The organism is Desulfitobacterium metallireducens DSM 15288, from assembly GCF_000231405.2.
Lineage (GTDB): Bacteria > Bacillota > Desulfitobacteriia > Desulfitobacteriales > Desulfitobacteriaceae > Desulfitobacterium_A > Desulfitobacterium_A metallireducens.
Window position 1 is genome coordinate 1,818,178 of sequence record NZ_CP007032.1, and the last position, 14,813, is coordinate 1,832,990.

At 41.2% G+C, this 14,813-nt stretch carries 10 protein-coding genes; 2 read left to right on the top strand and 8 right to left on the bottom strand.

Annotated elements, in window-relative coordinates; all coding sequences use genetic code 11:
• Positions 1-18: 18 nt before the first annotated feature.
• Positions 19-693 (bottom strand): 4Fe-4S dicluster domain-containing protein, encoded by a 675-nt coding sequence (locus DESME_RS08705; protein ID WP_006718774.1) that lies wholly within the window; start codon positions 691-693, stop codon positions 19-21.
• Positions 694-962: 269 nt separating this feature from the next.
• Between DESME_RS08705 and DESME_RS08710 the strand changes: the two genes are divergently transcribed.
• Entirely contained in the window at positions 963-1,946 is a 984-nt protein-coding gene (locus DESME_RS08710; protein WP_006718772.1) for a hypothetical protein, read from the top strand.
• Between the two features lie 133 nt (positions 1,947-2,079).
• Here DESME_RS08710 and DESME_RS16385 read toward each other — a convergent pair whose 3' ends face one another.
• The 7 genes from DESME_RS16385 to DESME_RS08750 all read right to left on the bottom strand — a co-directional run bounded on the left by DESME_RS16385 (position 2,080) and on the right by DESME_RS08750 (position 14,269).
• Positions 2,080-3,036 (bottom strand): lytic transglycosylase domain-containing protein, encoded by a 957-nt coding sequence (locus DESME_RS16385; RefSeq protein ID WP_282432807.1) that lies wholly within the window; start codon positions 3,034-3,036, stop codon positions 2,080-2,082.
• Positions 3,037-3,107: 71 nt separating this feature from the next.
• Positions 3,108-5,456, bottom strand: a complete 2,349-nt coding sequence (locus DESME_RS08720; protein ID WP_006718768.1) for a cytochrome c3 family protein — start codon at positions 5,454-5,456, stop codon at positions 3,108-3,110.
• Positions 5,457-5,487: 31 nt separating this feature from the next.
• On the bottom strand, positions 5,488-6,423 hold the full coding sequence (locus DESME_RS08725; RefSeq protein ID WP_242837448.1) for an NHL repeat-containing protein: 936 nt from the start codon (positions 6,421-6,423) through the stop codon (positions 5,488-5,490).
• Between the two features lie 632 nt (positions 6,424-7,055).
• Positions 7,056-7,334 (bottom strand): hypothetical protein, encoded by a 279-nt coding sequence (locus DESME_RS08730; RefSeq protein ID WP_006718764.1) that lies wholly within the window; start codon positions 7,332-7,334, stop codon positions 7,056-7,058.
• Between the two features lie 113 nt (positions 7,335-7,447).
• Positions 7,448-9,334 carry a hypothetical protein gene (locus DESME_RS08735; RefSeq protein WP_025248738.1) on the bottom strand — a complete coding sequence of 629 codons (1,887 nt, stop codon included), beginning with the start codon at positions 9,332-9,334 and terminating at the stop codon, positions 7,448-7,450.
• Between the two features lie 38 nt (positions 9,335-9,372).
• Positions 9,373-12,111, bottom strand: coding sequence for an immunoglobulin-like domain-containing protein (locus tag DESME_RS15385; protein WP_025248739.1), 2,739 nt, complete (start codon positions 12,109-12,111; stop codon positions 9,373-9,375).
• A 565-nt stretch (positions 12,112-12,676) separates the two neighbouring features.
• Positions 12,677-14,269 carry a hypothetical protein gene (locus DESME_RS08750; RefSeq protein WP_486598900.1) on the bottom strand — a complete coding sequence of 531 codons (1,593 nt, stop codon included), beginning with the start codon at positions 14,267-14,269 and terminating at the stop codon, positions 12,677-12,679.
• Positions 14,270-14,585: 316 nt separating this feature from the next.
• Here DESME_RS08750 and DESME_RS16275 point away from each other — a divergent pair, with 316 nt between their 5' ends.
• Positions 14,586-14,726 carry a hypothetical protein gene (locus DESME_RS16275; RefSeq protein WP_242837463.1) on the top strand — a complete coding sequence of 47 codons (141 nt, stop codon included), beginning with the start codon at positions 14,586-14,588 and terminating at the stop codon, positions 14,724-14,726.
• The last annotated feature ends 87 nt before the right edge of the window (positions 14,727-14,813 follow it).

Sequence of the window (14,813 nt, forward strand, 5' to 3'; positions counted from 1 at the left end):
AGAGATCATTCCATTCCCTTATTTTACGGCATTTTTTGGAATGATAACCAAACATGGCGCAGTCATTGTCGGAGAAGGCAGCCCTTCTAACTGTCCACGAACAGCTCCTGGAGTTTTCAGGAGTTCACTCAGTTCTCCATACTGGAGTGCATTCACAGGGCAAGCTCTTACACAAGCGGGTTTTTCCCCTTGGTCCTGAAGATTATAACAAAAATGACACTTACTGATTGCTCCGGATTCCTCACCAAATTGTGGCGCATGATAAGGACAAGCGTATAAACAGTATTTACAACCGACACAACGCTTCTTGTTATGGATTACAATTCCATCCTTTTCGCGTTTCTTATATGCCCCAACAGGACAAACCGAGACGCAAGCCGGCTTTTCACAATGATTACAGCTCATTGATAAATTGTGCTGATCCCCAATAATCAGCTTACGCCACTTAACGCCCTCCTCCCATTGATTCGTTTGTTTACAAGCTTGAGCACAGGCCCCACATAAAATACATTTTCCTTCATCATACATAAAGCCCAGTTGTTTTTTTCCCTCAGAGTCAGGTTTACTTGTGTCTTCAGTATCTGCATGCGCTACTTTTCCAGGGATAATTCCTAACGTCAATGCTCCTCCTATGAGAACGCTTGCTTTTATCACATTTCTACGTGTTAATCGGATCTGCCTCACCCTGGTCATCCAATAAACAGCTCCTTTCTTCTCATCGATTAAATTACTATTTACACAATTATAACATATAATTGTTATAGTGGAAATTATTTACATTTCCTATTCTTTATGCTATTAATTAGTAATAAGAAAAGGAATTTTTTATTCCTCTGATTTGTGAATTTTTTTATTTATGAAATTAAATTGTGTCCTTTTCAGCTCATGAACATTGGCTGAGCTTAATATATTTAAATGAGCTGATTTAAACAAAATATATAATTAAGAAAGGAAGGTCATTCATGAAACCAAAGAAGCTCTTGCTTATAGCCTTGGTTTCCCTTTCCGCTCTCGTCATTCTTTCTGGATGCGGTAAGTCCAAACCAACGGTGACTGTGCCAGAAACGCCCGCTCCGCAAGTTTCAACTCAAACAACCAAGGTCTCTAGCATCATCGATCAAGTCCGGAATAGTCAACATTTTAAAATGTTTCCCACGTTAATTAGTGAAAAAGAAAAAGACCCAAGCTTTGACTATGAAGATGGATGTATCAGCTGCCACTCCGAAATTGCAATATTAAAAGATCCTGGTGCAAAATTAACGGATTTCTTCAAAGGTGGAAAATATGCCAATGAGCGTGAAGGAATCACTTGCTTAGTCTGCCATAATGTTGGAGGTGAAGAGATGATTTCACTCCGCAATCCCGGTTGGAAATCATGCACCACCTGCCATACTTCCGGCGGTACGATTACTCTTGGGAAAGAAGTCCATCACTCACAAAAAGAAATGATTGAAGGCATCGGAGTTGGCATCGTAGCTACTACACCCTCTTATAAATGGGTCGCTATGAAAGATACCTTTTCTTGCACGGATTGTCATGTAACAAATGGCCTTAAACATGATTTCATGGTTCCCGGTGTAACGGTTACCTATGACGCACTTGGAACCACCCGAACAGGAACGCAGATGGATTACACCAAATTTGCAGATATGTTTAAACAGGATAAATGCGTCACCTGCCATTATGAACCTTCCTCTACAATATCTAAAATCCAACAACGTCAAACGGAAATCAGTCAAAAAATCGATACTCTGAAACCGAAGTTTGATTCTTGGGAAAAGAAAGTCCAATCCCTAGATCCAAAAGATCCCAAAGTTGCTCAATTTAACAATGCTCGGACGTATTACATGTATGTCACCTCAGATGCCTCAAAAGGAGCCCATAATTATGCGTTAACTAAATCGCTGTTGCAACAAGCCGAAATTGAGATTAATAAACTGAACTAATTTTCAGCGAGGAAGAACAAAAAAACAATCAAAACCTAAAACCGTAGGGTTAGCCATAAAAGGCTTAAACTCTACGGTTTTTTCATGGAGTATCAATATGTTCATCAATTTCAGTTGAGCAAATGGAGATTGGTTAAGTCTTTTCTCTGTTTTCTTGCCAAAGCCGCTCGTACTTACGGATGAGCACTGGAACATTTTGAACATAGTCTAACGTTTCGGGTATTTTTATCCAATGCCCGTTCTCTGCTTCCCCCGGACCTGCATTATAGGCGGCTAATGCAGTCTGGACGCTTCCAAAACTTTCAAGCTGCTGTTGTAAATAATGGGCTCCCCCATCAATATTTTGGGCGGGATCATACGGATTAACCCCCATTAGCTCAGCTGTGGAAGGCATCAGTTGCATTAAACCGATTGCACCGACTGGGCTTAAGGCTTCAGGCTCACCACCGGATTCTTGTTCGATTACCGCAGCGATGAGCGCCGGCTCTATATCATACTTTTCAGCTGCTGTTTCGATTTCCTTCTGCCAACGAAGTACCCGATCATCGAGATTAATTGGCTGTGATCCTTCGCCTACAATCATTTTCTGAGGCTGATCCTGAGCTGGGTCCTGACTAGGAACGGTCACGATTGTAATCGACCAAAATTCGAGGAGGGTGCTGGCTGCATCGGAAAGATCGTTCCTTATCCTATACCCATAGGACTTATTACTCGTGTTTTCTTCGTCTAAATCACTTTCTTCGTTTAAGCTTTCATCTTTTCCCGGAGCATTCTTGAAATCAAGTTGAACTACATATACTTTTTTCTTTAACTCTGCTAATTTTACCCGCTTAATTTTCTTCGTTTGCTCAATATCAATCACTGTATTAGGTTGAGAGGGGACTAACCACGTTGGTGGATTTCGACGACTTAAGAAGTCAATTAAACTCTCTGAAGTTAATTTAGTAGGTGGGTTGAAAAAGAGAAAATAATATATTACTGCCATAGCTCCAAATAAAACAAATAATTTATAAATCTTAATTTTATCTATTTTAATCCGATACAAGATTTGTGAATAGATTTTATATGCATTCGGCTTAATTTTATTCAATAAAATCATACAATTAATACGCCGCCTTACTGTTCTCAGTAGAAAGGGCTTTAGTTTTTAAAATTTATTCATCAATTATCATGACACCCTGAGTTGGGAACCGTACTACATGAATTTTTAATCCAATTATTTGTTGTTCCTGAAAGAGAAGTGATTTTGCTTTTACTATCAACCGCAGTTGTAGACAGCAACTTGGGATTTGAAGATCCATGAGGGACTGTTACATGACAGGAATTACAGGCTACATTTACATGTTTATCAATGGTGTGCAGGTTTTTACTCCCCACTTCTGCTGAAAATCCAGAATCGTTAGTTGATTGAGTATGACAATCTATACACAGATTATTTCCTTGCTTAACAGTTAAAGCACCACTTGATACGCTATGCGGATCATGACAATCAACACATTCAGCATGACGATTATTCGTGCTTAGCTTAGATGAAGTCGTTTCCGTATCTTGATGTAGTCCACTCATTTCGAGAGTTGGATGATGAGAGCTTTGACTAAAAGATGTTCCGACATTAGTGTGACAAGATAAACATTCTCCGCTTGTGCTTGCAGTATCTTCAGGCCGACTTTGCAGTCGAGGATTTGAGGAACCATGAGGTTCATGGCATTGATTACAAGTAATTCCGTTTGATGCATGGATACTACTCGTATAGCTTGCTTTATTCCAACCGCTATTGATAAAGGTTGTTTGAGGAAAAAGTATACTAAAGGGAACAAGCTGAGTTGCCGATCGAGCTGCGACTGGTGGTTTATCGCCATGACAACGAAGGCAATAATCCGTCATATTGCCGACTGTTGCATTCGGCGTTCCCGCAACCGTCGTGAACACATTTTTAGTATTTTGAGGGTCAGATAAATCAGAATACGCTTTTCCTTCATTTAAAGAAGCCACTCCCACCGTGTGGGATCCGTGGCAGCTGGAGCATTCGACTTTTCCTCCAGTTGAGGAGGTAATATCATGCTTAGAAACAATCGTTACTGTTGGACTTCCAAAAAACTCCTCTTGGATATTTCCCTGCCCACTATGCGAATTCGCCTTGTTATCATGGCAGCTTAAGCATAGATTTTCCTCTAGCTGGTCAGTAAGTTGATTAAACTTTCCACTATGCGAGGTGTGACATTTCGTACAAGTGATTTTTGTCAGCGTATTGAGAGCAGTTTTTGTTGTATCATAATGCGCAGCTATAGGATTCGTATGATCTCCGGCAGTATTATTATAATAAGTATCTGTAAACTTTCGGTCGGTCTTGCCATGACAGGTAAGGCAGAATTCATTTCCTTGATAAATGGTGTTTGTTCCATCATTAACTCTGAGTAACTTTTCATAGGTATTTCCAAGTGGATCTGCATCCCCATGTGGGTTATGACAATCACTGCATTGAAACAGTTGTTTTGCTTCGAGATTTCCGGTATCCATAATTGGATGAAAGGACTGATTATTTGAAGAACCGAGCATTCCGGAACTAATATTGATATTACTCCCCGTCCCATCATGGCACGTAAAACACAACGCCGTTTCCGTCGTTTTATTTATAAGAGATGTATTCAAAGCATTATGTGTTTGATGACAGGTGGCACAGGCATTAGAATTGATCATATAGACTCCGTGAGGATCATAAAATTCGGTGTTTCCAGTTGTAAAAGACCAGACATAATCCTTAGTAAGATTTACTCCAGTGCTATCCTTAACTCCAGTACCATCTGGAGCTCCTTTTAAAGTCACTGTATATTTTGTATTGGTGGTTAAGGTACTTGCCGGCACGAAGGCAGCAATTCGGCTCGAGGCATCATAGGTTATCGATTTGGCCGTAACTGGATTATTGTTCTCATCTACCATCGTAAAGGTCGTGGTATTAATTGAGTTGGGATCCATATCATGATTAAATTGAGCAGAAATAACTCTTTTAGTTCCCACTTGAGAAATCGATTCCTTGGGAATCGTATCTATTATAAGGGGTTGAGGGGTATCAGAAGAGAGTGTTGTTTTAAAGGAGCTCACATAGTTTGCTAAAAGGGGGAGGCCAGTCGTATCTTTAATCCCCGTTAAAATTGTTATTTCGTAGCTTTCATCCTGTTTGAGTGAAATTTGGGGTATAAATACTGTTGTTTTACTCGTTGGATCATAATGGATACCACGTGCTGGAACGCTTTGCCCCTTACTATCTTTAACGATTATATTTGAGCTTATCATAGTTGAAGCATCCATATCACGGTCAAACGTAATATATAGGGGTAAATTAATGTCCACCTGCTCTTTTTGATCTTCTGGACTTGTTGATGTAACAATAGGATTACCTGTTACGGCCTGAACTGGTGTTATAAAATAAACCATCAAAGCAACCAGGATTATAAAATTCAAAATTAAAATAACTGATTTTTGTACATATTTTATATCCCAATCATTACGCAAGATACCAGACCTCCCTCTTGTTAAACACGATCTATTTATAGCCAAAAACTTGAATACGATTATTTTCTCGATCTGTTATATAGATAAGTCCTTTATTATCTATGCATATTCCATTGGGAAAATTGAATTGTCCTTGGTTACTTCCCATTCCACCTAAGACCCAGAGTTCATAACCCGTCTCATCGTAAACACGTACCGAATTTGAAAATACATCAACAACATAGATTTGTCCTTGGTCATTTACGGCAACACCGCGGGGTAAAGTCATCGCCCCGAGTTTTCCATTCGAGCCCGTAATCTTAGTTAAAAACTCTCCTTCGCTGTTAAAGATCTGAAGTCGGGCATTGTTCGAGTCGCTTACATAGATTTTATTGTCCTTATCGATAAACAGAGCATTTGGATAATTAAATTGCCCATCGGCAGTTCCAGGACTTCCAAAACTCCTGAGTATTTTTCCTTGTTGATCGAGAACTACAACACACTGATTCGCTATATCTGTAATATAAAATAAGTGATCCGAGCTCACTTGAATATTAGAAGGCCTAATGAATTGACCCGGTTTGCCATCTTTTAGGATTAGCCTTTGATGCTCTAAAAGAGCAGGCAGCTCCTCTCCATTTTCTTGGTAGATAAAAATTTTCTGTGCTTGAGGATCACTGACATATAATTTTTGTTCAAAAAAAGCAAGTCCCGTTGGATAAACAAGGCTACCCCTACCAAAATCTTTTTCCCACTCTCCCCTTGAGCTTAAAACTTGAATTTGAGAATGGCCTGTATCGGCAACAAAAATTTTCCCTTCAGTTGAGGTGGTCACAGCGAGCGGACTTTTAAATTTTTGATTACTTCCATTGAATTCATAGAGAAATTGCGGAGGTCGAGTTGCATTGGCAAGGGATTCACTGCTCTCTGCCAATGCCTTCTTACCAGAAAAGATACTATTAACGACCTGCCTTCCGCCAGCTAACACAATTAACAAGATTGAAACAAAGATCGCTACGTAAATTTTTCTTTTCGTTCTATTTTTCATATCTTGATTAATTATTCGATAACGACAAAGCATAAAGCACCTTCTTAACTTAGTTTAAGCAATCTAATCGCTTCTAATTTAAAGTTTCATACATTTAATTCTCTATAAATTGCGGATTCCCTTTACATATATTCCCATTTATTTAGACTTGATTCTATTAAATGTTCCATTAATTGTTATCATAACTTCACAATTTGAGCAAAATTGCATATAATAAAGACAAAGCCTTATAAAGGCACCGCGAGTACCCCTATAAGGCTCATCATGATTAGGTAAATCTTAACTCAATTCTTGGACTAGCTGAACGTTTTAGCTAGTTCTTTTTTATCAGTTAGGAGCTACGGCCGTCTTGTTGTGGCAAGCTTGGCAAACGCCCATGTTCGGTAAGCGTGAGAGCCGTTGTACGAGAAGTATCATAAGTTTGGAGAATCGTGTCTCCTTTAGCATTGGTGCCCGAGAAAGCTGTACCTTGTCCGAGTTGAGTCAGGGAAGCTTAATAAACGCATCACTGGTTCCATGAGCATAGTGGCAGTATAAATAGTCAACTGAAGATGCCTTAGATGCTGCATTTTCTAAGGATTGGAGGTATTAAATTTGAGTCCTGGATAAGAAGCATTTAAGGAATTAGGATCTGCAAGATAAAAGCCAACAGAGTAACGATAAGCTTGAAGATAGTCTCCTAGCATTACATTATAAGCTCCACCTATTCTTAACTTTAAGGGTCCGTCAGCATTTATCGCTTGTTGATCAGGCTTTCGATCTCTTGCCTCAATATGAGTGGCATTGATTGCGTTTGTTTTTACATCAGTAAATCCGTTCGGAAAACTAAATTGGCCATTTCCACTTCCCACTCCACCTAACTCCCATAGTTCCACACTTTTATTAAGCTATTAAGTTGCAGATAGAAATTGAAAAAAGGGCATCTTAGATTTACTTTTGAGATGCCCTTAAAGTGTATTTAAATTTAGATTGTATATGTTATGTTTCTGGTAACAGTAGTAACATTACCTGCAGCATCCGTTGCAGTTACAGTAATTATGTTAGTACCCGTTACAAGAGAGATGGTTTTGACGAAATTGCCATTGACATCTGGGTAAACTCTGACATTATTAACTTTTATGATGCTACCAACCTCTGACTGGCCTGTTATCGTTATCTGGGCTAAGCTAACTGTAGTATCTTCAGCAGGTGAACTCACTACGAGTGATGGTGCAGTTGTGTCTTGTGTAACCGTTCTCAATACGGTGGTGGTTCCTGCCACTACCGTTATTGTGTTTGTTCCATCCTGAAGCGTTAATTCATAACTGTAATTGCCACTAGCATCAGGTGTTACGACGATGTCATTGATGGTGAGTGCTGTTCCCATAGCCACTTTTCCGGTGACCACTACGGTTCCCTGATTGGTTAATAGATTATCCGCTGGGGCCGTTACGGTTACATATGGGGCGATCACTGTAATGTTCTTTTCCGTTACGTTACCTGCGGCATCCGTTGCGATGACTTTGATCGTATTTTGTCCGAGGTTCACGGTGATTGCTTTCGAAAAGTTACCGCTGCCATCGGGATAAACCATTACTCCATTTATTTTGACACTTGCTCCTACTTCTACTGTTACTGTTCCGCTTACAGTAACCTGGGTTCCACTCAGATTTTCACCCTCTTTGGGACTGCTAATAACCAGGTCTGGTCCATTTGTGTCTTTTGTAACCATTCTCGTTACGGTTGTGCTTCCTGCCACTACCGTTATTGTGTTTGTTCCATCAGCTAGGGTATAGGTATAACTGTAGTTTCCACTGGCGTCCGGTATTACAACAGTGTCATTGATGGTGAGTTCTGTTCCCACGGCAACTTTTCCAGTGACCACTACGGTTCCCTGATTTGTTAGTAGATTATCCGCTGGGACCGTCACGGTTACATACGGGGCAATCACTGAAATGTTCTTTTCCGTTACGTTACCTGCGGCATCTGTTGCAATGACTTTGATCGTATTTTGTCCGAGGTTCACGGTGATTGCTTTCGAGAAGTTACCGCTGCCATCGGGATAAACCATTGCTCCGTTTATTTTGAGACTTGCTCCTACTTCTACCATTCCAGTTACGGTAACCTGGGTTCCACTAAGATTATCGCCCTCTTTAGGACTACTAATGGTCAGGGGCGCCCCTGTTGTGTCCTGTGTAACAGTTCTCGTTATGATGGTAGTTCCTGCTTTTACTGTGATGGTATTGGTTCCATCCTGAAGCGCTAATTCATAACTGTAATTGTCACTGGCATCCGGTGTCACGGAGGCATTATTGATGGTGAGTTCTGTTCCCACGGCAACTTTTCCGGTGACCACTACGGTTGCCTGATTGGTTAGTAGATTATCCGCTGGGACCGTCACGGTTACATACGGGGCAATCACTGAAATGTTCTTTTCCGTTACGTTACCTGCCGTATCTGTTGCAATGACTTTGATCGTATTTTGTCCGAGGTTCACGGTGATTGCTTTCGAAAAGTTACCGCTGCCATCGGGATAAACCATTGCTCCGTTTATTTTGAGACTTGCTCCTACTTCTACCAATCCAGTTATGGTAACCTGGGTTCCACTAAGATTATCGCCCTCTTTGGGACTACTAATGGTCAGGAGCGCCCCTGTTGTGTCTTGCGTAACAGTTCTCGTTACGATGGTAGTTCCTGCTTTTACTGTGATGGTATTGGTTCCATCCTTAAGCGCTAATTCATAACTGTAATCGCCACTGGCATCCGGTGTTACAATGGTGTCATTGATGGTGACTTCTGTTCCCGCGGCAACTTTTCCGGTGACCACTACGGTTGCCTGATTGGTCAGCAGATTATCTGATGGGGCCGTCACGGTTACATACGGGGCGATGACTGAAATGTCCTTTTCCGTTACGTTACCTGCGGCATCTGTTGCAATGACTTTGATCGTATTTGTCCGAGGTTCACGGTGATTGCTTTCGAGAAGTTACCGCTGCCATCGGGATAAACCATTGCTCCGTTTATTTTGAGGCTTGCTCCTACTTCTACCGTTCCGGTTACTATAACCTGGGTTCCACTGAGATTCTCCCCTTCTATTGGACTGTTAATGGTCAGGATCGGTCCAGTTGTGTCTTTTGTTACATTTCTTATTACTGTGGTGGTTCCAGCTACTACCGTTATCGTGTTTGTTCCATCGGCTAAGTTTAAGGTATTGGAAAAACTGTAATTGCCGCTGGCATCCGGTGTTACAATGGTGTCATTGATGGTGAGTTCTGTTCCCACGCCAACTTTTCCGGTGACCACTACGGTTCCCTGATTGGTCAGCAGATTATCTGCTGGGGCCGTGACGGTTACATACGGGGCGATCACTGAAATGTCCTTTTCCGTTACGTTACCTGCCGTATCTGTTGCGATGACCTGGATTATATTTTGTCCTAGGTTCAAGGTCATGGCTTTCATATAGTTGCCGCTGGTATCGAGATTGACTGTTACTCCGTTTATTTTGAGGCTTGCTCCTTTTTCTACCGTTCCGGTTACTATAACCTGGGTTCCACTGAGATTCTCCCCTTCTATTGGACTGTTAATGGTCAGGATCGGTCCAGTTGTGTCTTTTGTTACATTTCTTATTACTGTGGTGGTTCCCGCCACTACCGTTATCGTGTTTGTTCCATCGGCTAAGTTTAAAGTACAAGGAAAACTGTAATTGCCGCTAGCATCTGGTGTTACTGGGGTGTTGTTAATGGTGAGCGGTGTCCCCACTAGCACTTTTCCAGTTACCATTACGGTTGCCTGATTGGTCAGCAGATTATCTGCTGGCGTCGTCACGGTCACATACGGCGCAATCACTGGAATGTCCTTTTCCGTTACGTTACCTGCCGTATCTGTTGCGATAACTTTGATCGTATTTTGTCCGAGGTTCACGGTGATTGCTTTGGAAAAGTTACCGCTGGCAGCGGGATAAATCATTGCCCCGTTTATTTTGAGACTTGCTCCTACTTCTACTGTTCCAGTTACGGTAACCTGGGTTCCACTAAGATTCTCGCCTTCTCTTGGACTGCTAATGGTCAATTCCGGACCTACGGGTATGGGATTGACCACATTAATAACCCGTGTTACAGATGAAGCCTTATTTCCGTTTGAATCAATTGCACTATAGGTTAGCGTATAACTTCCTACCATGTTTATATCGACGCTTCCGCTTGCAATTACTGTAACGTTTTGATCATAGTTATCACTTGCGGTTGCTCCAGGATCACTGAAGTTGCTGCCTACCTGTACCACTAAAGGATCCTCTCCGTTTAGAGTGATAACAGGGGCTTCGTTATCCACTACCTCAACCGTTCTTGTCTTAGTGGTTTGGTTACCGCTGATATCTGCTGCACTGTAAGTAATCGTATAGGTTCCAACCGTATTCGTATCGACGCTTCCGCTTGCAATTATTATAACGTTTTGATCATAGTTATCACTTGCGGTTGCTCCAGGATCACTGAAGTTGCTGCCTATTTGTGCCACTAAAGGATCCTCTCCGTTTAGAGTGATAACAGGGGCTTCGCTATCCACTACCTTAACCGTTCTCGTCTTAGTGGTTTTGTTACCACTGACATCTTCTGCACTGTAAGTAATCGTATAGGTTCCAACCGTATTCGTATCGACGCTTCCGCTTGCAATTACTGTAACGTTCTGATCATAGTTATCACTTGCGGTTGCTCCAGGATCACTGAAGTTGCTGCCTACCTGTACCACTAAAGGATCCTCTCCGTTTAGAGTGATAACAGGGGCTTCGTTATCCACTACCTCAACCGTTCTCGTCTTAGTGGTTTGGTTACCGCTAATATCTGCTGCACTGTAAGTAATCGTATAGGTTCCAACCGTATTCGTATCGACGCTTCCGCTTGCAATTATTGTAACGTTTTGATCATAGTTATCACTTGCGGTTGCTCCAGGATCACTGAAGTTGCCTCCTACCTGTACCACTAAAGGATCCTCTCCGTTTAGAGTGATAACAGGTGGTAAATTATCATAAAAACCGGTACGAGTAATAATCGTTACTGTTGGTGGTTTAGTTGAATTGTCAGTATCAGATACTGTTATTGTATTAAGACCAGGAACTAAGGGAACTGTTTGGCTAAATTCACCCACCCCACTGAACGCTGGTTCATTATTAATCTGGACCGTTGTTGAATTCTCTGCCGTTCCACTAATAATGATTGAATCTTGATTGATAAGGAAACCCTGAACAGGAATTACTAAGGTAAGCCCTGGCGCAATTGTATCCACATAAAAATCACATTTTTGTTTTTTTTCATTTATTGGTTTCCCATGTTTATCATATACTGTACTCCAAAATGTTAAAACATTATGTCCAGAAATAGCATCAAAGGTAACACTATTCAGCGCCGTTTTCTCAATATCACTACCCCATTGATAATGAATCGTAGCATCGGAATATTCTTCAGCATTATAATCCGCTGTTAAAGAAATTGTAAGTACGTTTGTACTGCTCTGGTTAGCAGGATTCACTGTAATAGAAGTATGTACCGGTCTGTCTTCTGCATAAACAGTTTTAGTTAAGAACGTAAAACACAATGTCAGAATAAAAATAGATAATATTGCAAACTTGCTTCTATTCTTAAAATTCAATAAATGCACTTTTTTCCCCCTCCTCGTTTTAGGATTATGTCTACAACCAATTCGCTTATAAGTCCATCCTTGCACCCTCCTCTGTAGTCTTCTACCAGTTTAAATATCGTCTTTTTCAAGTTAAATATCAGCATACAAAAGAATACTTTAAAAATTCCCAAAGGGATAATACAAATTATCCCTTTGTACACTATATTTTCTACTTATGTAGTCTTGAAGAACTTACCACTACGAATTCTACGGAGGCAGCCCTTAAGAGCACTTAATAAGCAATTCTCAAAATCACCATTTGTACATTCAGGCTAATTTTTAGCTTATCTGCCGAAATATGTTAACATTTTGAATAAAATTGCTTATAATAAAAGGGAAGCCTTATAAAGGCACCGCGAGTACCTCTATAAGGCTGATCGATTTAGGTAAATCCTAATTCATTACTTGGACTAGCTGAACGTTTTAGCTAGTTCTTTTTTTATCATCTAGAAGCTATACCCGTCTGGTTGTGGCAAACTTCAAAACTATGGTTTATTGCTACTTTTCACGTATTATATTGATCTATCCTCACACTTGTATACGTTTATTTTGCAATGACTTTGAAGTAAGCGGTATTGCTTGCAACAACAGCTCCTGAAGCATTTGTAACTACTTCAGTAACTTGATAAATTTCACCAACTGTTGCACCGCTCAGCACTTTGGCACTGAGTCTTGTAATTTGATCTACGCTAGAATTAACTGTAACTGCAGAACTAACATTAACAGTAGAAGTAGTAGGTGTTGCAGTTACAACGTCTGCGAAGTTCTCTGCACTAGTTCTTGCTGAGATTTTAAATGTACCAGCAGTACTATCAAACAGATCGCTGAAGTTAACTGCTGTACCATCAAGTTTTGCCAAGCTGAGTGATGTTGTTAATCCTGTAACTTCTGTACCACTAGATAACGTAAAGTCTTTAGCAAGAGAAGCTGCCTGTTTAACCTCTTGTGGAGCTGCAGCGGAATACGTTGCTGTAGCTAGGTTAATTCCAAGGACTGGAGATTTACCTTCTTTGTTATGGCAAACTTGGCAAACGCCCATGTTAGGTAAGCGTTTAAGAGCTGTTGTACGGGTAGTATCGTAAGTTTGGAGGATCTTGTCGCCTGCAGCATTGGTGCCCGCAAAGGTTGTACCTTGTCCGAGTTGACTCAGAGAAGTTTCAATAAACTTATCACTAGTTCCATGAGCATAGTGACAGGTTAAGCAGTCAACTGTAGGAGCAATAGCGCCAGGTGCCTTCGGATTAGAGGTATCAAATTTGAGTCCAGCATAAGTAGAGATCAAGGAATTAGCATCAGTAAAGTTAGGATCGGCAGTGGTAGCAGTGCGCGTAAAGCCAACGGAGTGACGATAAGCTTTACGATAATCTCCAAGGAGTTCATCATAAGCTCCACCAGTCCCGTATGAGGCTGAATCAGTTTTATTTACGTTGTTGTAGTCAGTATGGCAAGCACCGCAGAATTGGTTGATACCATTTTCATATTTAACGGTTTCAGCTGCGGTTAACTTAGCAGCAACCGTCATTTCAACAACTAGAGCCGGTTTATAGGCGGCTGTAACTGTACCAGTTTGAGGTCCTGTGAATGTAACAGTCCCATCTTTGTATTGAACTGTAAAATCAGTATTCTCTTTTTTCGTCACACCAGCGACTTTAACAACAGGCTCATTATTACGGCCACTCATCCAGTTGCCTTTGGAAGCTTTGAACACTGTATTAGTTGCATCAGTAGCTGTGAGCGTATCAGGAGTTGTTTTCAATGCTGTAAAAGCTGCAGAAGCAACTCCGTTGACATCAGGATTGAGAATACGAGCATTACCATAGGTTCCATGAGGATCATGGCAAGCGATACAAGTAAATTCAGTATTCCAGTCTCCATTTATATCTTTGTTGCCAGTTGCACTAGCGAAGTCTTCAGCACCACCGGGTGCAGCTGCGGTTGTTACAAAAGCTGTTTCCTTCGGAGACATACCATGGTTTGAAAGGCCTTCTGTAGCTGCTTCCGAACCTGTTCCGAAAAGTCCACCGGAGTTCACCTGAGAACCAGCAGCGTGAGTACCGTTAACGACGTCATAAGTAGCTGCTACTGTACCATCATGGCAAGCCCAACATGCGGTCTGAGGGTCTTCCCATTGTAACAATGCACCAGTAGTATTAACCGAGGTGTGGATTGCGTGACAAGAAGCACAAGCATCAGAGGTTTTGCTATAAGCGCTGTGAATTACTTTGTTATTTGTGCTGTCATACTTAATTGGTTCGTTAAGGTTATCCGGGCTATCAAACCCAGTTCCACTATTTCCACCTGTTTTGCCATCAGCATCAGGTGTCATGCGGTAGTTTTGACCAGTTACAGTAGTTACTGGGTTTCCATCTGCATCTAAGGATATGGTTCCATCTGCGTTATACACAGCGGCATCTCCAACCCCTAGACCATTCGTTGTTAAGGTTTGTGCATCAATGCCAGTAAAATCTGGAGCAACCGTTGCTGCTGCGAATGCAGTCGATGCAAAACCCAATGTGACTGCTAATGTAAGAGTGGCTAATAAGCCAAATTTACGCATTCTATATTTCCTCCTTCCGATTGTCAAACATCCCTAGTTCTTTATGTTCTAATAGCTGTTTTACTCCCTCCTTTTTTATAGATTTGGAGACCTGCCGAGGGATGTTCAAAACCAATTGGCGGTA